At 38.4% G+C, this 18193-nt stretch carries 21 protein-coding genes and 1 riboswitch; of the genes, 14 read left to right on the plus strand and 7 right to left on the minus strand.

Translation table 11 applies throughout. The features are described from left to right. Positions 1-15: 15 nt before the first annotated feature. The 7 genes from MKL51_RS16255 (at position 16) to MKL51_RS16285 (ending at position 7184) form a co-directional block, all read left to right on the plus strand. Positions 16-2289, plus strand: a complete 2274-nt coding sequence (locus tag MKL51_RS16255) for a molybdopterin-dependent oxidoreductase (RefSeq protein ID WP_032006871.1) — start codon at positions 16-18, stop codon at positions 2287-2289. A 229-nt stretch (positions 2290-2518) separates the two neighbouring features. Continuing rightward, on the plus strand, positions 2519-3559 hold the full coding sequence (moaA, locus tag MKL51_RS16260) for a GTP 3',8-cyclase MoaA (protein ID WP_270904356.1): 1041 nt from the start codon (positions 2519-2521) through the stop codon (positions 3557-3559). Further along, positions 3560-3814, plus strand: coding sequence for a MoaD/ThiS family protein (locus MKL51_RS16265; protein WP_032006875.1), 255 nt, complete (start codon positions 3560-3562; stop codon positions 3812-3814). A gap of 3 nt (positions 3815-3817) precedes the next feature. Next, a complete protein-coding gene (locus tag MKL51_RS16270) occupies positions 3818-4303 on the plus strand; it encodes a molybdenum cofactor biosynthesis protein MoaE (protein ID WP_032006877.1) in 486 nt (161 codons plus the stop codon). 23 nt (positions 4304-4326) lie between these two features. Beyond that, entirely contained in the window at positions 4327-5250 is a 924-nt protein-coding gene (moaCB, locus tag MKL51_RS16275; RefSeq protein WP_000799986.1) for a bifunctional molybdenum cofactor biosynthesis protein MoaC/MoaB, read from the plus strand. Continuing rightward, positions 5250-6485 (plus strand): molybdopterin molybdotransferase MoeA, encoded by a 1236-nt coding sequence (locus MKL51_RS16280; protein WP_017480950.1) that lies wholly within the window; start codon positions 5250-5252, stop codon positions 6483-6485. Before moaCB ends, MKL51_RS16280 begins: the two co-directional genes overlap by 1 nt. A gap of 216 nt (positions 6486-6701) precedes the next feature. Then, positions 6702-7184, plus strand: coding sequence for a winged helix-turn-helix transcriptional regulator (locus MKL51_RS16285; RefSeq protein ID WP_032006878.1), 483 nt, complete (start codon positions 6702-6704; stop codon positions 7182-7184). A 16-nt stretch (positions 7185-7200) separates the two neighbouring features. Here the strand turns inward: MKL51_RS16285 and MKL51_RS16290 are convergent, their stop codons facing one another. Next, entirely contained in the window at positions 7201-8592 is a 1392-nt protein-coding gene (locus MKL51_RS16290; protein ID WP_032006879.1) for an aminotransferase-like domain-containing protein, read from the minus strand. Positions 8593-8715: 123 nt separating this feature from the next. On the opposite strand from MKL51_RS16290, the gene MKL51_RS16295 reads away from it, so the two are divergent. Beyond that, positions 8716-9579 (plus strand): DMT family transporter, encoded by an 864-nt coding sequence (locus MKL51_RS16295; protein WP_032006881.1) that lies wholly within the window; start codon positions 8716-8718, stop codon positions 9577-9579. Positions 9580-9581: 2 nt separating this feature from the next. Here MKL51_RS16295 and MKL51_RS16300 read toward each other — a convergent pair whose 3' ends face one another. From MKL51_RS16300 to tusD, 4 genes are read right to left on the minus strand one after another with little or no spacing between them, the layout of a single operon-like run. Then, positions 9582-9893, minus strand: a complete 312-nt coding sequence (locus MKL51_RS16300) for a TusE/DsrC/DsvC family sulfur relay protein (RefSeq protein WP_032006883.1) — start codon at positions 9891-9893, stop codon at positions 9582-9584. Between the two features lie 18 nt (positions 9894-9911). Further along, positions 9912-10196 (minus strand): DsrH like protein, encoded by a 285-nt coding sequence (locus MKL51_RS16305; protein ID WP_032006885.1) that lies wholly within the window; start codon positions 10194-10196, stop codon positions 9912-9914. A gap of 17 nt (positions 10197-10213) precedes the next feature. Beyond that, positions 10214-10564, minus strand: a complete 351-nt coding sequence (locus MKL51_RS16310; protein WP_032006886.1) for a hypothetical protein — start codon at positions 10562-10564, stop codon at positions 10214-10216. A gap of 44 nt (positions 10565-10608) precedes the next feature. After that, entirely contained in the window at positions 10609-10977 is a 369-nt protein-coding gene (tusD, locus tag MKL51_RS16315; RefSeq protein WP_002115623.1) for a sulfurtransferase complex subunit TusD, read from the minus strand. 65 nt (positions 10978-11042) lie between these two features. On the opposite strand from tusD, the gene galE reads away from it, so the two are divergent. Then, positions 11043-12050 carry a UDP-glucose 4-epimerase GalE gene (gene galE / locus MKL51_RS16320; protein WP_270904357.1) on the plus strand — a complete coding sequence of 336 codons (1008 nt, stop codon included), beginning with the start codon at positions 11043-11045 and terminating at the stop codon, positions 12048-12050. 116 nt (positions 12051-12166) lie between these two features. After that, positions 12167-13561, plus strand: a complete 1395-nt coding sequence (gene fumC / locus MKL51_RS16325) for a class II fumarate hydratase (RefSeq protein WP_032006887.1) — start codon at positions 12167-12169, stop codon at positions 13559-13561. 97 nt (positions 13562-13658) lie between these two features. Here the strand turns inward: fumC and MKL51_RS16330 are convergent, their stop codons facing one another. Then, positions 13659-13952, minus strand: coding sequence for a hypothetical protein (locus tag MKL51_RS16330; protein ID WP_032006888.1), 294 nt, complete (start codon positions 13950-13952; stop codon positions 13659-13661). Positions 13953-14126: 174 nt separating this feature from the next. On the opposite strand from MKL51_RS16330, the gene MKL51_RS16335 reads away from it, so the two are divergent. Then, positions 14127-14828 carry an alpha/beta fold hydrolase gene (locus MKL51_RS16335; protein ID WP_032006889.1) on the plus strand — a complete coding sequence of 234 codons (702 nt, stop codon included), beginning with the start codon at positions 14127-14129 and terminating at the stop codon, positions 14826-14828. Here MKL51_RS16335 and MKL51_RS16340 read toward each other — a convergent pair. Beyond that, positions 14823-15086 (minus strand): hypothetical protein, encoded by a 264-nt coding sequence (locus MKL51_RS16340; protein ID WP_032006891.1) that lies wholly within the window; start codon positions 15084-15086, stop codon positions 14823-14825. The two genes, MKL51_RS16335 and MKL51_RS16340, sit on opposite strands and share 6 nt — an antisense overlap. 228 nt (positions 15087-15314) lie before the next feature. On the opposite strand from MKL51_RS16340, the gene MKL51_RS16345 reads away from it, so the two are divergent. The 3 genes from MKL51_RS16345 (at position 15315) to MKL51_RS16355 (ending at position 18151) form a co-directional block, all read left to right on the plus strand. After that, positions 15315-15758, plus strand: coding sequence for a BLUF domain-containing protein (locus MKL51_RS16345; RefSeq protein WP_270904358.1), 444 nt, complete (start codon positions 15315-15317; stop codon positions 15756-15758). 241 nt (positions 15759-15999) lie between these two features. Continuing rightward, positions 16000-16491, plus strand: a complete 492-nt coding sequence (locus tag MKL51_RS16350; RefSeq protein ID WP_002115670.1) for a hypothetical protein — start codon at positions 16000-16002, stop codon at positions 16489-16491. A 150-nt stretch (positions 16492-16641) separates the two neighbouring features. Next, a riboswitch (glycine riboswitch) is annotated at positions 16642-16730 on the plus strand. A 176-nt stretch (positions 16731-16906) separates the two neighbouring features. After that, positions 16907-18151 (plus strand): D-amino acid dehydrogenase, encoded by a 1245-nt coding sequence (locus MKL51_RS16355; protein ID WP_032006893.1) that lies wholly within the window; start codon positions 16907-16909, stop codon positions 18149-18151. Positions 18152-18193: the final 42 nt, after the last annotated feature.

Consider the following 18193-nt stretch of genomic DNA (forward strand, 5'->3'; position numbering starts at 1 on the left):
AACGGAGCCAGAAAAATGATGGACGCAGCTCAGCAAAGTAAAACAGATGTGACCGCATGTATCTTATGTTCTAGAAACTGCGGTTTGAGTGTCGAAATTAAAGATAACCAGTTTGTCAAAATTAAAGGTGATTCCGAACATCCTTTTTCTCAAGGTTACATTTGTCAAAAAGCTGCCAGATTACAGCATTACCAGCAACACGCAGACCGTTTGACCACACCTTTGAAACGTCAACCTGATGGATCATTTCAAGAAGTAAGTTGGGATGTTGCCATACAAGAAATTGCTGATCGATTAGTGCAGATTAGAGATGATTTTGGTGGGACTGCTTTTGCTTCGGTTGGGGGCGGCGGTCAGGGTAACCACCTCGGCGCAGCGTATGGCCGACAGCTTTTGCTGGCCATGAAAAGTTATTATGCTTACAACTCACTTGCCCAAGAAAAAACGGGTGATTTTTGGCTCAATGGACGTTTGTTTGGTAGTCAGGCTTGCCATACCACAGAAGATGTTGAACATGCAGATTATGTACTTTTCATTGGAACAAATCCTTTTCAGGCACATGGTATCCCTAACGCCCGAGACACGCTAAAACATATTAAGAAAGATCCGAACCGAACCATGGTGGTGTTTGACCCGCGTGTTACCGAAACGGCCAAACAAGCAGATATCCATGTGCAATTAAAACCGGGGACAGATGCTTTTTTAATGTCGGCCATGATTGCGATCATTATTAAAGAAAAGCTTTATGATGCAGCATTCATTGAGCAGCACACACAAGGTTTTGAAGACGTAAAAACAGCATTTAGTCGTGTGCCGATTGAAGACTATATTGCCAAAGCAGATGTTCCAGTCGATTTGATTTACCAGATAGTTCGAGATTTTGCCAAGGCAAAAAGAGGCTGTGTACGTATCGATTTAGGTATTCAACATACTTTAAATACTACCTTAAACGGGTATTTAGAAAAACTACTGTACTTACTGACTGGAAACTTTGGAAAGCAGGGTACCAATAATTTACATACCATGTTTATTCCAATCTTAAGTGATACAGATGAAAGAAAGCCGAAATATAGACGGAGTGTTTACCATAAAATGTTCCCCATTTCTGGGTTCTTCCCGCCTAATATTTTACCCGATGAAATCTTAAACGGAGGGGAAAAGCGAATTCGCGCAGTTTTTGTAGATAGCTGTAACCCGTTATTAACTTATCCTGATACACCAGCCTACAAAAAAGCATTTAAAGCATTAGATTTGTTGGTTGTGGTTGATGTTGCTATGACGGAAACCGCTAGGCTTGCGGACTACATTTTGCCAGCGCATACCCAGTTTGAAAAATGGGAATTTACTGGTTTTAATTTGGAATTTCCTAAAAATGGTTTTCACCTACGTCATCCTGTATTGGCCGCTCAAACGAATACTTTGCCAGAGGCAGAAATTTATACACGATTACTTGAAGCCATGCAGGTGATTCCAAAACGCTTTCCAATTTTAGAAAAAATAGCTGCGGTCGACTCGAAAAAAACAGCCTATTTACCTTACTTGTCGGCATTGGGACTTACTTTTGCACGAAATAAAAAATATATTCCTTTTGCTGCTTCAATTATCTACCGTACTTTAGGTAAGCAGTTAGAAAACTCAGCTGGTTCAGTTGCTTTTTTATTGCCGCTGTCGATTCAATATGCTGTGTTACACACCAAAGCGGTAAGTCGTGCAGGGTACAAGGGTAATCCGTTAACACAAGGTGTCAAACTATTTGAACAAATTTTAAAGCAACGTTCAGGTATGGTTTTATCGCAACATGAATATGATGAAGTCTGGATACTGCTAGCTTATAAAGATAAGAAAATACGTCTAGCTATTCCCGAGATGTTAACTGAGCTCGCAAGCTTGAAAAGCCATAACGTTAATATAGAAGAGTTTCCTTTTATCCTCTTATCAGGTGAGCGACGTAGTTATAACGCCAACCAAATTTACCGTGACCCAGCATGGCGAAAAGTAGATGCTGAAGGAGCTTTACGAATTCATCCTGAAGATGCAGAGGCCTTAAATGTAGCTATGGGTGATCAAATCAAATGTATCTCACAACATGGAGAAATTCAGGTTACTGTAGATTTTGATGAGGGAATGCGAAAAGGAGTTGTTTCGCTTCCACATGGTTATGGCATGCGCTTTCAAGGTGGAGAACCGATTGGACCACAATTAAACATGCTCATTTCTGGTGAGCATTGTGACCCTTTATCTAAAACACCTTACCATAAATATGTACCCATCCGTTTAGAAAAGTGCTAGAAATAAAGTAGGGCATATAAAAGGTTGACGCCGCACTGATTTTATAAAGCTTTAAAGTTTGAGCTAAAACGGTACGGCCGAAATTTCAAATACAACCCAAAAAGTTATGGATGATAAATAGAATTGGAACAAATTTTGCAATAAAGATCAAAGCACTACTAAGGCGCAATTTTAAAAGTTTAATTGCTCATAATCAGTGCTTGCAATATTTGAACTGTTCTCGATATGAGTGCAAATAATGAAACAATATCACTCTGAAACTGCGCCAATGCTTTTGCAAGATCAATATGGGCGCATCAAGCGAAAGTTACGTATTTCAGTAACTGATCGCTGTAATTTTAAGTGTGTGTATTGCATGCCTGAACATCCTGAATGGCTAAATAAACAAGATTTGCTTAGTTTTGAAGCGCTCTTTCAGTTTTGCAGTTTTATGGTGCAACAAGGTATTGAAAGCATCCGTATTACGGGTGGTGAACCATTAATGCGTCAAGGTATTGTTCATTTCGTTCGCGATTTACAAGCTTTAAAAGCATTAGGTTTAAAGCGTATTTCAATGACCACTAATGGACATTATCTTGCAAAATACGCTCAGCAATTAAAAGATGCTCGTCTAGATGATTTAAATATTAGTCTAGATAGCCTAGATCCGATTCAATTTAAAGAGCTCACTAAGAAAAAGTTAGAACTAGTTCTTGAGGGTATTCAAGCTGCAAAAGATGCAGGGCTACCCTTTAAAATTAACTGTGTGTTAATGAAAGATAAAAATGACGATCAAATCTTACCTATGGTGAAATGGTCAATCGCCAATCATTTTCCGCTACGTTTTATTGAATTCATGCCGCTTGATGGTGATGCCCTTTGGTCAAATAGAGATGTGGTGAGTGAAGCTGAAATTTTACAGGCGTTGCAACCGTATTATTCGGTACAAGTCATCGAGCAACAACATGAGCCAGCGCGTCAATATCTACTTAATGATAGCTACACTCTAGGCATCATTTCGACCATTACTCATTCATTTTGCCACCAATGTGACCGCATACGACTAACGGCACAAGGTGAGCTATATAACTGTCTATTTGCACCGCAGGGTTTAAATATTAAGCCGCAGCTTCAAGCATTATTACGCGCACATAACTCAACCGATCATGTTCTGCATAGTCAGCAATTAAAAGATCAAGTTATGCCGTATATCTGGCACAAAGCAAAAGGCTTTCATGCCTTACAACATCAACAAACCCGTAAAATCAGTATGCATATGCTTGGGGGATAAATGCAGCAATCTATCCAAATTAAAATCGAATCATTCGGTGCAATTGAAAAATTGCTTCCCCAAAATCTTTCGATCGTTTGTCCTACCAATATTCTAGTGAAAGATGTCTTAGATCAAATTGTGACTTTACATCCGGAATGCACACAGGCCATGGAAAAATGTGCATGTGCGATAGAGGATAACGTTATAACCAGACAATCTGCCTTAAATCAGCCATGTACTTTGGTTTTATTATCACCAGTTGCAGGAGGATGAGCCATGCGAGATTTTGCACGTATACAAGAGCAGGCTTTAAGCCTTGATACCTTTGATCCTATTGAATCATTTCCTGAATGCGGTGGAATTGATATTTTTATGGGTACGGTTCGCAATCATCATGAAGGTAAAGCTGTTAAAGCATTGAAATATACCTCGTATAAACCACTTTCTGAAAAAATGATACGTGAAATTGAACTGGAAATTGAGAAAAAGTATCAGGTATCTTATGTGCGAGTGGTTCATCGGATTGGATATTTAGATGTGGGCGAAACAGCAATCATTGCAATTGCTTATGCAGCCCATCGCCGTGAAGCTTTTCAAGCATGCGAAGAAGCGGTTGAGCGGGTAAAGCATGAAGTGCCTGTGTTTAAAGAAGAGTTCTTTACAGATGGTACAAGTCACTATGTAGAAGGCTGCTGTATTCGTAAGGACGCACTGCACGAACACAAACATCACCATCATGCCGGCCATGAACACTCACACTGAAATAAGCAAGACTAGGATAAATAATGAAAAACGTAGGAATGAAGCCGGAAAGTTATCGTGTTGCTGAAGCACAAGCGATTTTATATGCACCACCACACTGTATTGAATTATTAAGACAAGGAAATACCGAAAAAGGGGATGCATTAAAAACCGCACGTGTAGCAGGAATCTTGGCAGCAAAACGAACTGATGAGCTGATTCCTTTGTGTCATCCACTGCCGATTTATCGTGCAGATGTTGAATATGAATTAGAACATGATTTTGTAAAGATTATTACCGTGGTGGAAACCATTGGTCCAACTGGCGTAGAAATGGAAGCCTTAACGGCTGCAAGTCTTGCAGGGTTAACCATTTACGACATGTTAAAACCGCATTGTGAACCAGAAGAACTCTGGATGGATCAATGTAAATTGCTTAAGAAAAAAGGTGGCAAATCACACTTTAAGCGAGTTCTTCGTCAGCCTGTTTCGGCTGCTGTTATTGTGTTGTCAGACACCGTAGCAGCAGGTAGAAAGCCCGATACTGCCGGAAAATCTGTGGTTGAAACTTTAACCGAGGCAGGATTTGATCCAATTCATTACCAAATTTTGCCAGATGAAGCGGATACTTTGAAAAACTTAGTGCTTGAGTTGAGCAAATCATATGCTTGCATTATGACCGTTGGTGGAACTGGAATTGGTAAGCGTGATATTACGGTCGATACGTTAGAGCCACTTCTTGAACGTAAGCTAGATGGGTTAATGGAAGCTGCGCGTTCATTTGGGCAAAAACGCACGCCATATGCTGCAATGTCGCGTGGAGTAGCTGGTTTCATTGATCGCTCTTTAGTGGTGACTTTACCGGGAAGCCGTGGTGGAGCAAGCGAATCAATGGCTGCTATTTTACCTGCCTTAGTCCATATTTTTGATGTTTGCCGTGATCTACCACATCCGGGAGGCTATGAGTAATGACTGGTTGTGGTGCAGAACGTGGATTGATTAGCGTAGACGAAGCAATTGGACTGATTAGTAACCGACCTAAAAAATTAGGTTCAATTCAGCAACCTCTTCAAAATAGCCTAAGTAGGTATCTTGCTAAAGAAATTTATTCAGAAATTAATTTGCCAAGCTTCTCTCAAAGTGCTGTGGATGGCTATGCACTTTGTTGTCATGCCGAAGATTTAAATAATCAAAAGTTTCAGATTACTGGCGAGATTCGTGCTGGAAGCGAAAGTCATAACATTTTGAGTGAAGGTCAAGCAATTCGTATATTTACAGGCGGCAAAATTCCTGAAGGGACAACGCATGTAGCACGGCAAGAAGTCGTATCGGTTGTTTCGCCACAAGAGATTTGTTTAACGGAGTATATACGCCCTCAAGCTGATATCCGTTTTACGGGCGAAGAAATCCATCAAGGGCAGTTACTTGCGCAAGTTGGACAATTTTTGAATATTGGAAGTTTGGCTGCCTTAAGTATGGCGGGAGTGCAAACCGTTGAAGTCTATCGTGCGCCGAAAGTAGCTGTTTTGATCACGGGTGATGAAGTTGCCGAAACAGCAGAAGATCTAGCTGAAGGTAAAATCTTTGATGCAAATGGCCCATTACTAAAAGCTTGGTTTGAAGATTATGGTTTAGATGTTGAACTCATTCATGTGGCAGATGAGACAGCACAGGTCACACAATATTTCGATCAATTAAAAGATAGCCATGATGTCATCATAACCACGGGTGGAGTCTCTGTTGGAGACTATGATTTTGTTCGGCCATGTGCTTTTGAAGTTGGTTTTGAACAGATCTTTTGGAAAGTAAAACAAAAGCCGGGTAAGCCACTCTTTTTTGCTGAATATTCTCATCCTGAATCAGATCACCACTGTTATTTACTGGGGTTGCCCGGTAATCCTGCTGCGGTATATGTGTCTATGCAGGTTTACGGTAAAGCATTGCTCGACACTTTGCAGGGAAACCAAGCTGGGCCAGTGTGGTTTAGTGCAATTTTAGATCATGATTTAAAAGAAGATGCACGCGAGCGTTTTCTAAGAATGCATGCCTATTTTGACAATGGACAACTCAAAGTTAAAAGTCTGGCAAAACAGCAATCACATATGCTCAGTAATTTAATGCAAGCCAATTGTCTGGTTCGAATTCCGGCAAGTGCAAAATTGGAAGCGGGTTATATATTGAAGGGCGTATTTATTTCAAATTAATAACCAGTAATGATAAATATAACTCACTATATAATTGAGTGAGTTATATTTATTAAGCAATTTTAAATAATAATTTTAAATTTTTTATAATGAAAATTCTTTCATAAGCTTGATAAGAAGTTATTTTAATAATGAATCTTGCATAAATCGTGCTAAGTGGTTTAGGGTATAAACAATAGGGCCATTAGGCTAGGAAATATCGAGGAACGCATAAAGATGAAATGGGACGACATCGGTGATCAACCTTGTTCGGTTGCTCGTATGCTATCAGTGATTGGCGATCGATGGACGATGCTAATATTACGTAATGCTTTTATGGGAATACGCCGCTTTGATGATTTTCAAAAATCATTAGGTGTAACTCGTCATGTCCTTTCAGATCGTTTAAAGCGTTTGGTTGAATATGAAATTTTAGCCAAAGCTCCTTATTTTGATCGGCAGGAACGCTTTGAATATAAATTGACTGATAAAGGTTTTGAGCTTTATCCAATTATTTTGTCTATGGCGAATTGGGCAGATAAATGGATGGATCAAGGTTTAGGCAAACCTTTAGAATATCGTCATAAAACTTGTGGTCATAAATTTGAACCAGTCATGGTATGTTCGGTTTGCCGTGAACCTTTACATGCAAAACAAGTTCAGGTTTCAGCTGGGCCGGGTTATTTTGCATATATGCAGCAAAAACAGAAACAAGCTTAATTTCTCTTACTATCAATTATAAAGACTCTAGTTGAATCGCATCAGCCAGAGTCTTATAGATATGGTCATGATTTGACTGTGTTACATTAAAGCGTATGAATTGACCAGCATTGGAAGCTTGGCTAAACGCGTTTCCTGGTGCAAGAATAACCTGATGATTAATACAATATTTTGCAATTTCTGAAGCTTCAACTCCCTTTGGCAAATGACACCAAACAAAAATTCCCGCTTGAGGCTTAATCCATGGTTTTATACCCAAAGGTTCTAACTGAGTAATGGTATCGTGCATTGCTTTTGCTAATCGGACCTTTAATAATTCTATATGTTTACGATAAGACCCATCTGTTAAAGCACTTAATAAAACTTCAGCTGATACACCATTGTGAGAAAAGCTTGTGGCAATTTTCAGGTCAGTGAGCTGATCAATCCATTCTGGTTTAGCAATAATATAACCACAACGAATAGATGCTGATAACGTTTTAGAAAAACTCCCAATAAAGATTACACGCGAAAGATTATCCAAAGCAGCAAGCCGAGGAGCAGGGCTATATTCAAAGTCTGAGAAAATATCATCCTCAACAACAATCAAATTTGATTGTTCAATAAGTTTTAATAATTGATGCGCCGTAGAAAGAGAAAGTACTGCGCCAGTTGGATTATGAATTCCTGAGTTGGTGATATAAAGACGTGGATTATAAGTGTCGACTGCTTTCTTAAATGCTTCTAAGTCTGGGCCAGTTGGTGTGTAGGGAATACCAATAACCTTGACTTGATGAACTTTAAGTAATGCATGAAAGTTAAAATAACAAGGATCATCAATCAAAACGACATCATCGGGCTTTAGTAAAAATCGGCACACTAAATCAATGGCTTGAGTTCCTGAGTCTGTTAAAAGTACTTGATTAAGATTTGCATTGATATCTTTTGCTTGAGCGCGTCTTGCCAGTAAATCACGCAGAGCTGGTAATCCTAATGGCGTTGAATAACCCATCAAACAATCATCTGGGCTTCTTGCGGCCGATCTTAATGCTTTACGAATACTATCTAATGGCATCCAGTCATCAGGTAGCCAACCGCAGCCTGGTTTAAAAACATCTGCTTTTGCTTCCAAGGATTGACGTGAAATCCATAATGGGTCGACTGAGCGATCTAATTTAGGGCCTAATTCGCTTAAAGAAAGAGGGGCAAGCGGACCAACAATATAAAAACCAGACCCAGTTCTTGATTCGATTTTGCCTAGAGCAATTAATCTTTCATAGGCTTCTACGACGGTTGAAACCGAAAAGCCAAGATCATTCGCTAATTTGCGAACGGAGGGCAAGCGTGCTCCAGGCATTAAAGACCGATTTTTTATTTGTTGCTCAATCTCTGAAATGACAATTTCAATTTTGGTTTTGTTCTGTTTCACTGGCATACAATCCGAACTGTACTGGTTATTAATACATTACAGTTCTTTTAAATTGTACTGCTTTGTATCTGGTTTCTTCACCTTAGCACAGCTTAAATTCTTCGTATAGTAACGGAGAAAATTATGAATAGGTTTATGAATGGCTGGGTGAATGGTTTTATTGGCGTGGCTATTTTTGCGGGATCACTACCAGCAACACGCGTAGCCGTAATGGGGTTCGAACCGGGTTTTCTAACTGCGGCACGTGCGGCAATTGCAGGTACTTTAGGCCTTATTCTTATTTTGGTTTTAAAACAAAAAAAACCAGCCAAGCAAGATTGGTGGCCTCTTGCCATCGTTTCTTTAGGCGTGGTGATAGGTTTTCCTCTATTTACAGCGCTTGCCCTCCAATACATGAATGCAGCCCATTCAATCGTTTTTGTTAGCCTTTTGCCGCTTGCAACGGCAATATTTGCTGTGTTGAGAGGCGGTGAAAAACCTAATCAATTTTTCTGGATATTTGCAGTCTTGGGGAGTGCGGTTGTCTTCGCTTATATGTTTTTGATTTCTGGTGATACCTCACTTGGGATAGGGGACTTTTATATGTTGATGGCGATCATTTTTTGTGGCTTTGGCTATGCAGAAGGCGGTGTACTTTCAAAAAAAATTGGTGGATGGCAGGTCATTTGTTGGGCGCTTATTTTGTCACTACCTTTTATGCTATTTCTGACTATTTTCTATATGCCAGCTTCATTTCAGAACATATCTACATCAGCTTTAGTAGGTCTTATTTATGTGTCTTTATTTAGTATGCTGATTGGTTTCTTCTTTTGGTACAAAGGGCTTGCGCAAGGAGGAATTGCTGCGATTAGTCAACTACAACTTTTACAACCTTTATTGGGATTAGGTATTGCTGCGGTCTTGTTACACGAACAAGTAAGTTGGTCAATGTTGGTGGTTACAGCAGCAACGATTTTATGCGTCGCTGCCGCCAAAAAGTTTACCTAATTTTATAAGCAATTTGCTGGTTTAGGGATCCCTGCTAAACGGCTTAAATGACGGGCAACTAAACCAGTATTAAATTGTTGCTGTAAAACTGCATTATTAATCTCTGGACTTACCGTTTTCATTAAAAATTTAATGAGCGGGCGAGTTGCTGGAGAATGTCCAAACTGTTGATAAAACTGACGTACAGCTGCTAAAACTTCAAAATGCCAATCGGTGAGTTCAAGATCAAGCGATTTGGCAAGTTCTTGCGCAACTTCAGAATTCCAGATTGTGTAATCAACCAAATGACCATCTTGGTCTAATTCTAAATTCATGAAACCAGCCTAAATATATTATTTAAGAGAAATACAGCGATTAAACGTTAAAACCAGATCAGCAAATTGTTCGTAATCTAATACCTTCACCTGAAATAAAGTATCTGTATCAAGTAAGTCTTTTTCGATGCTTAAGCATGAAACAGATTCGAATGGTTGAATCATTTCAGCAGAAAGGTGTGTAACTGAATCACCCATAAAAACAATTTGATCACCTACCCGAAAAAGATTGCGTAATTCCTCAATAATCTTCGGCGTAGAATGGTAAGAAGATTGCACAAGATAAAGTGTTGACGGATTCATTAAACTTACACCTTTATCTACCAATATAGAACATGATCAAAAGATTGAAGAAACTCAGCATTTAACTGAACGAATTCAATTTCTTGTTCGGTTTTTTGTACAAGAGGATGCTGCTGATTTTTACATTCAATCAGAATAGGGCTCAAGTCATAGAACTCAAAACTTTCGACCATATTTGAGGTCACTTTGAAAGCCTGACGAAACTGATCAAAGCTCAAATCATTTTGCAAAAGACTAAGAGCAGCATCTTTCAATAATACTTTGACTGGTGAGCCAAAGGTTGCTAAAACCATAGTAGCAGAAAGGCTTTCATTGATTTGAAGACTGGTTAAATTGGCTTGGCTTAAAATGACGAGTACAGATTTCACACAATATACCTTTTAAAAGCAACAATCTAAGCAAACAAAGTAACTTAAAATTGAATAAGACGAGATGCTGACTGTACTGCATCAGCAAGTTCACCTAACCCGACCAGTTCAAAGTCTTTGGCAAGGTTGTGATGAGTAAGGTGATGGCGACTGGCATTTTCTGCATCTGTAATACCACGAGCGAGGGCAGCACTCACACAGACAGGAAGACGAATCGCAAGCTTTTGCCATTCATGCGTTAAATTACGCTGGTCGTCAGGAACCCATTGAAAATCATTAGCAACCTGCACGCCATCTTGGTAAAAGAATACACGGAAGTCTTCATTTTTACTTTTGAGTGCCTGAGCAAGTCCTAACGCATGCCAAGCATGAATGGAAGTAGGAGCAGAGGTAATTAGTAGTAATGTACTCATTGAGAATTCACTATGGTCATACGTCTAAATGGGCGTAGATACATTAAGAGAAAGGTAAGTATACAATGATTTTAGTGACAGGTGGTTTAGGCTTTATCGGTTCACACATTGCGTTGAGTCTAATGGCTCAAGGGCAAGAGGTGGTAATCGTCGATAATTTGGCTAATTCGACCTTGCAAACGCTTGAACGGCTAGAGTTTATTTCTGGTATGTACGTTCCATTTGTCAAACTTGATGTACGTAATACACCCGCATTGAATAAGGTTTTCGAGCAATATTCAATTGATGCGGTTATTCATACTGCCGGGTTTAAATCAATTGAAGAATCTAACCTTAAACCTCTTGAATATTATAATGATAATGTTAGTTGCATCATGAGTTTACTACGCGCAATGCAACGTACAGGTGTTCGTCATTTTATTCACCTGTCTAGCCTTGCAGCTTATGGTAAATCTGGACTGCAATTAAGTGAAACAGAAGAATTTAATTACGCTTATCCTAATCCTTATATTAAGTCTCAACAGATGATTGAAGAAATTATCCGTGATACTTATAAAATTGATCATGAGTGGAAAATTGCAATCTTGCGCTTATCTAATATTGTAGGTGCATTGGAACATGGGGTACTCGGAGAGTATGTCGCTCAGCTTCCTAAAAATATTGTACCGCTCGCGATGCAAGTTGCAGCCATGCAGCGTGATTTGATTGAATTACAAGATCAAGCTGAAACGTCAGATCATACGACTGAACGTAGTTTTTTACATGTTTTAGATTTATGTGAAGCTGTCATTGCGAGCTTACATTGGCTGCGTGAACAAACGCATTGTTGTGAAGCATTTAATATTGCACATGACCAAGTTCATTCAATTCGTCAATTACTCGATGAAATTTCACAAGTTACTAAAGCTGAAGTTCCTACACAATCAGCAATTTATAAACATGTCGAGTTAGATCAAGTGGGCGCTAATATTGAGAAAGCAAAAACCTTATTGCAATGGACACCGAAGCGCCCATTAAAACAAATGATCGAAGATGAATGGCGCTTCTATCAAAATACTTTAAATGGAAGGTGAGATAATGATTCTTATTTACAATGCTGGTATGCTTGAGTACGATATTCAAAATTAACTAGCCAGAGCAAACACTTGCTTCAGCCCGTGAGTTCTTTATTGAGATAACCGAGGTTTCTATGCAAACACGAATTGAACATGACACTATGGGCGAGATTGAAGTTCCAAATGAAGCATTGTGGGGGGCACAGACTCAACGCAGCTTACAGAACTTTAAAATCGGGCAGGAACGATTACCCCGTGCCATGATTCGAGCGATGGGTTTGGTAAAAAAGGCTGCTGCAATAACCAATGCTGAACTTGAACAACTACCACAAGATTTGAGTCAATATATTGTGGTTGCTGCTGAAGAGGTCATTGATGGCAAGTGGGATTCCCAATTTCCTTTAGTTGTCTGGCAAACAGGTTCTGGTACGCAAAGCAACATGAACTGTAACGAAGTGATTGCCAATATTGCAAACCAGAAATTAGGGCAAGCCTTAGGTGCTCAAAAACCAGTACATCCAAATGATCACGTTAATCGTGCTCAATCAACAAATGACTCATTTCCAACGGCCATTCACGTGGCAGCAAGTTTACAAATTAACGAGTTGCTCATTCCTGCTGTAGAGCAGCTTAAAGCGACTTTGCAAAAAAAGTCAGATGAGTTTCAGGATATTGTTAAAATTGGCCGCACCCATTTGCAAGATGCTACTCCATTAACCTTAGGGCAAGAATTTAGTGGTTACGTATCACAGCTTGAGCATGGATTGGTTCGACTACAACAAGCTTTGAGTGGCTTATATGAGTTGCCATTAGGTGGCACAGCGGTAGGTACAGGATTAAATGCACATCCTGACTATGCAGTAAAAGCAGCAGCTCAGCTTGCACTACTTACAGGTTTACCTTTTGTAACTGCACCCAATAAATTTGAAGCTCTAGCAGGACGGGACGCCGCTGTTTTTGCATCAGGTGCATTAAAAACTTTGGCTGTAAGCTTAAACAAAATCGCGAATGATATTCGTTGGTTGGCAAGTGGACCGCGTTGCGGTTTTGGTGAAATCCGTATTCCAGAAAATGAGCCTGGTTCAAGCATTATGCCTGGAAAAGTAAACCCAACACAAAGTGAAGCAATGACCATGGTTGTTGCGCAAGTGCTTGGAAATGATACTACCATTAACGTAGCAGGTGCTTCAGGTAACTTTGAATTAAACGTCTTTATGCCAGTGATTGCTTATAACTTATTGCAATCTATTCAGTTACTTGGTGATTCATGTAATAGCTTTAATGATCACTGCGCGGTGGGAATTGAGCCTAATCGCGATAAGATTGATCACTTCTTGCATAATTCTCTGATGCTAGTTACAGCTTTAAATCCAGTAATCGGCTATGAAAATTCTGCAAAAGTTGCAAAGACTGCTTATAAAGAAAATAAAACGTTGAAGCAGGTCGCTGTTGAGCTTGGTTTGGTTACAGCGGAACAATTTGACGAAGTAGTTAAACCTGAAAAGATGGTTTCACCAAATAGTAAGTAATCACTAAAAACAATGTAAGCGTTAATGTTTATATAAAAGCCCTCATCTGAGGGCTTTTATAGGTAGAGACTAACTTATAGCTTGAGATAGGAAAATATCAAAGTAAGCCTTCTATATATTCCCAACCATGAGATTTCATAGTCTCAAACTTCTTTTTTAGCTCTTCTTTTTCGTAGTTATGAGGATCGCCTGCTAAAAGAACATGATACGAGTTAGTTTCTGGTTCTATAGTCACTTCAATAATTTCTACTGGTTGGATCACTCCACTCTCAGTTAGACCAGAGTCTATAAAACATATTCCTTTTACAGGAATAACAGTACAGTCATATTCTTTGGAAATAAAATAATTATTTGCTGAAGCGGAATACGTACGTGATGCTCTAACTTTCATGTGTACCTCCTTCAAGCGTAGAAAGGGAATGTTTTAGTCTGGCGTGCTTGTATAGTTAATACTGTTTAATTTATATAGTGATTTTATTTTTTACTTCAATATTCTAATTATAGATTTTTTATTAGCATAAAATGCTGTTAGCTATAATTTACAAGGTAAGGTATTAAAAAACTTATGAATCAAAAGCCAATTTCAGTTGTTTTAATTCCTGGTTATATGCTTGATGAATCTCTCTGGAATGAACTCATAGATGAAATGCCTAAAGAGTGGAATATATATAGAGCTACTTTAAAACAAGGGCAAACAATCAAAGAAATTGCTCAAAATATTGTTGAACATGCGCCACAAAGCTTTGTACTGATTGGATTCTCACTTGGAGGATATATCGCTAGATCTATAGTGGAGCAATTTCCTGAAAAAGTTAAGGCACTTATTTTAATAGCGTCTTCACTACGCTCAGATACAGAAGAACAGAAGAGTCAAAAGTTAACGGCGATTAAACTTAACTCTGGGAAAAATTTCCATGGGCTAAGCTCAATATCGATTGAAAAAACACTTCATCCATCAAATGTGCAGAATCGTGCTCTTGTAAAAAGAATCCAAGAAATGGGAAAAACTTTGGGTTATGAAGAGTTCGTTAAACAATCGATGTTAGATAGAAGCTCTTATGATATGAGTAAGATCGCATGTCCAACTTTAATTATTTCTGGTGCTGAGGACCAGCTCCGCTCCAAGGAAGAAGCCATAGAATTATTAGATCAATTGCCACATGCAAAGCTTGAGATAATTAAAAATACGGGCCATATGATTCCGATTGAACAGCCGAAAGCATTGGTTTCAGTGATTTTAACTTGGTTAAGTACTTATCTTTCATGAGGGCCTAACTTTCGTTTTCTTCGTCAGAATCTTGACAATTTTGAAAACTTGATTGTCGAGTTTGATCTTTTGGTGAATGGTTGCATGATCAAGCTGATCCCATAACTCAAATGGAAAAAACTCTGAACTATGATCAAATATCCATAACCATTGATAGCTATTGTTAAGCGTATTCTTATCAAAACGAACATCTTGGACTTTAATAATCTTAAACTGTTTATGATGTTCGTCTTGAAGAATAATTTCATGATTCTCCATTAGACATCCATACATTAAAGATAATTTTCAATTGTACTAAAATTAATAGTGTCTAATTAACTTGTTAGGTTGGCATTAATTTACAAAAGATTTCGGGTTGTTAAAGTTTGTCATTTTCAAAAAGAAAATAATCTTTACTTTTGAAATACAAGGTTTTAAATAGCTTACATTGTAAGAAGAGGGGGTAGATGAGAGAATGGACATTAAAATCTATCTTCGAGTATCGCTATGAGTTTAATAGGCTTTATGTATGCAAGTAAAACCAATAGTGAACATAGTCAAATAAAACAAGATTTAATTGATATTCTCACAGAAGCTGTCAAATTCAACTCACATAATGATATTACAGGAGTGCTTTACTATGGTAATGGATACTTATTGCAGTATTTAGAAGGTGAGAAAGAACAGGTCGAATCGCTATTTTATAAATTAATTTTGAAAGATTCGAGACACCAGAACTGTGAAATCATCTTTTCAGAACCATCCGAACAACGGTTATTTAAACATTGGAGTATGAAATTTGCTCCCATTAACACGAAAATAAAAGAGTTCTTTCATCATCATCATGTTGATGAATTTAATCCTTATCTGCTTAACACTACATCTATTCCGACTTTTATTGAACTGCTTGTAGATCAGCCAAATTATAAAGTTGATCAATATCAAGGTTAATCGAAACCAAGAATTACAACGGATTTTTGATGTTCTATTTAAAGTTAAGCTCTCTTCGGAGAGCTTTTTATCACAAAGGCTGAAACTTTCACTAATTAATGGCGAATTGGCGTTGAATAAGCCGTCATAATTGTTAAAATGCCCACCTTGTCCTGTTTTTATATTGTTTTTTGTTTTGCATTTATTTCGCAAAGTTAGAGATAAAATTATTAAAAACAGCTGCTTAGTTAAGGATTTTTGAATGCTCTCTATTTATTTGACAGATACCCAACAACATGTGCAATTTAATGATTATCCTAGTGATCAGCCGGTTAAGTTTCTGTTAAATCTTAAAAAGATTTTCCCAAGTACAGCGGATTTATTATTACCAGTTTTACCTGAAGATAATGATCTAGAAAACGTAACGTGGGAATCAACCTCAAAAGATTTTGAAGTTTTTAAAAAACTATTAGCGGGATGGGGTGTTATTGAGCTTCGTTTAAATGCAATTACTGCTTATAAAGATAAAAACTTTGCAAATGAGCTAGTGAAACAAGCACAGGTAAAACGTAAGAAAACAGCGCAAAAAAATCATCAGCTTTCTTTGGTTGCTTTGGATTATATTTTTATGCACGAAGTTCATGCATTGATTGATGCTGAATTGGTCACTATTGGTGAGAAATTCTACTTACCAACCTTGCGTGAGCAATGGAAGGGTACGGTTTCAGACCAAGTGCTTAACGGTAAACTCTAATTTAAGTGTAAAAGGTGGATTTATAAAAATTCACCTTTTTTATTTTCTAATTAAATCAGTATTTTATAATTTTAAGATTGCTTATACAAAAGTTTACAAGAAAAGAATGCGTTTTTTTCAATGTGGCAGATACATTGCTTATATAAATACAAAATTATTGCGGGAGAGAGGTTCATTAAGAACCCGCCGAAGGAGCAACAAGCCCGGAAACTCTCAGGCAAAAGGACTGTAATAATTAAAAAATCTGGAGAGAAGCTTAGATTTATAAGAATGGAAAACAATAACTTATAAATTATAAACTCACCGAAGGGGAAGATCTAAACGTTAAAAGGTAACGTTGGGGTCGAAACTCTCAGGTACCAATGACAGATGGGCTGTACTGATGAAATGTTTTTGCATTTCTGAGGAGTCTGTTATGCCACATGTTATTGTGATAGGTGCGGGAATCACAGGGGTTACCTCTGCTTATGAATTATCGCAACTGGGTTATCAAGTCACAGTGATTGATCGACATTTATATCCTGCAATGGAAACATCATTTGCCAATGGAGGGCAATTATCGGCTTGTAACGCCGAAGTATGGAACCAAAAAGCCACCGTGATTAAAGGCTTTAAATGGATGAGACAAAAAGATGCTCCTCTATTGTTGAACCCTTCATTTAGTTTGCATAAGTATAGTTGGTTGGTTGAATTTCTATCACATATTAAAAACTATGAAGCAAATACGATCGAGACGGTGCGTTTGGCATTGCTTGCTCGTAAGCGTTTGTTTGAAGTTGCTGAAAAAGAGCAGCTTGAGTTTGATTTGGAGAAACGTGGAATCCTCCATATGTATCACAGTAAGGCTGACTACGAGATTGCTAAACAAGTTAATAACGTATTGAACAAAGGTACATTGGAACGCTATTCGGTTTCACCTGATGAAATGAAAACAATAGAACCATCTTTGACGGGTGACTATTTCGGTGGCTATTACACACCAAGTGATGCGACGGGTGATATTCATAAATATTCAACCTCTTTGGCTGAGAAGACTAAGGAATATGGCGTTCAATATAAGTTCGGCCTAGAAGTTATGGATATTAAGTGCAGCGCAGACAAAGTAGTCGTAACTTGTCAGCCAAGTACTGAGCATCCTTATCTGGTTGAGTCCGATAACATTCAGCTTGAAGGTGATGTACTTGTTGTTTGTGGTGGTGTAGGGAGCTATCAACTTGCCGATATGATTGGTGAGAGAGTAAATGTGTATCCAGTAAAAGGTTATTCAATTACCGTGCAATTAAAAGATGAGCACAGTGTAAACAATGCTCCTTGGGTGAGTTTACTAGATGAAAGTGCAAAAATTGTGACTTCTCGTTTAGGTAAAGATCGACTGCGTGTGGCAGGGACTGCTGAGTTTAATGGCTATAACCGCGACATACGGGCTGATCGTATTCAACCATTAGTGAATTGGGTTAATCGTAACTTTGATATTTCAACTGAGCATGTGGTGCCTTGGGCAGGGTTAAGACCAATGATGCCGAATATGCTGCCTGTTGTTAAGCAATCTAAACAACCTCGTGTTTTTTATAATACAGGGCATGGGCATTTAGGTTGGACTTTGTCTGCGGCAACCGCAGTTTTAGTCGGTCAGGATATTGCTCAAAAATATCCAGCGTAGAAAGTAAAAAGCCAGTGTTCAAACACTGGCTTTTATTTAAAG

It is taken from the genome of Acinetobacter sp. AOR18_HL (assembly GCF_027855145.1).
Classification (GTDB): Bacteria; Pseudomonadota; Gammaproteobacteria; order Pseudomonadales; family Moraxellaceae; genus Acinetobacter; species Acinetobacter pittii.

Bases quoted from the DNA above. Each gene is read 5' to 3' on its own strand.
- MKL51_RS16340 (WP_032006891.1), bottom strand. From the start codon at position 15,086: ATGGAGAATCATGAAATTATTCTTCAAGACGAACATCATAAACAGTTT.
- MKL51_RS16345 (WP_270904358.1), top strand. From the start codon at position 15,315: ATGAGTTTAATAGGCTTTATGTATGCAAGTAAAACCAATAGTGAACAT.
- MKL51_RS16305 (WP_032006885.1), bottom strand. From the start codon at position 10,196: ATGAATCCGTCAACACTTTATCTTGTGCAATCTTCTTACCATTCTACG.
- tusD (WP_002115623.1), bottom strand. From the start codon at position 10,977: ATGAGTACATTACTACTAATTACCTCTGCTCCTACTTCCATTCATGCT.
- MKL51_RS16295 (WP_032006881.1), top strand. From the start codon at position 8,716: ATGAATAGGTTTATGAATGGCTGGGTGAATGGTTTTATTGGCGTGGCT.
- MKL51_RS16265 (WP_032006875.1), top strand. From the start codon at position 3,560: ATGCAGCAATCTATCCAAATTAAAATCGAATCATTCGGTGCAATTGAA.
- MKL51_RS16285 (WP_032006878.1), top strand. From the start codon at position 6,702: ATGAAATGGGACGACATCGGTGATCAACCTTGTTCGGTTGCTCGTATG.
- MKL51_RS16300 (WP_032006883.1), bottom strand. From the start codon at position 9,893: ATGAATTTAGAATTAGACCAAGATGGTCATTTGGTTGATTACACAATC.
- MKL51_RS16335 (WP_032006889.1), top strand. From the start codon at position 14,127: ATGAATCAAAAGCCAATTTCAGTTGTTTTAATTCCTGGTTATATGCTT.
- MKL51_RS16270 (WP_032006877.1), top strand. From the start codon at position 3,818: ATGCGAGATTTTGCACGTATACAAGAGCAGGCTTTAAGCCTTGATACC.
- MKL51_RS16330 (WP_032006888.1), bottom strand. From the start codon at position 13,952: ATGAAAGTTAGAGCATCACGTACGTATTCCGCTTCAGCAAATAATTAT.
- fumC (WP_032006887.1), top strand. From the start codon at position 12,167: ATGCAAACACGAATTGAACATGACACTATGGGCGAGATTGAAGTTCCA.
- MKL51_RS16355 (WP_032006893.1), top strand. From the start codon at position 16,907: ATGCCACATGTTATTGTGATAGGTGCGGGAATCACAGGGGTTACCTCT.
- MKL51_RS16350 (WP_002115670.1), top strand. From the start codon at position 16,000: ATGCTCTCTATTTATTTGACAGATACCCAACAACATGTGCAATTTAAT.
- moaCB (WP_000799986.1), top strand. From the start codon at position 4,327: ATGAAAAACGTAGGAATGAAGCCGGAAAGTTATCGTGTTGCTGAAGCA.
- MKL51_RS16255 (WP_032006871.1), top strand. From the start codon at position 16: ATGATGGACGCAGCTCAGCAAAGTAAAACAGATGTGACCGCATGTATC.
- MKL51_RS16280 (WP_017480950.1), top strand. From the start codon at position 5,250: ATGACTGGTTGTGGTGCAGAACGTGGATTGATTAGCGTAGACGAAGCA.
- galE (WP_270904357.1), top strand. From the start codon at position 11,043: ATGATTTTAGTGACAGGTGGTTTAGGCTTTATCGGTTCACACATTGCG.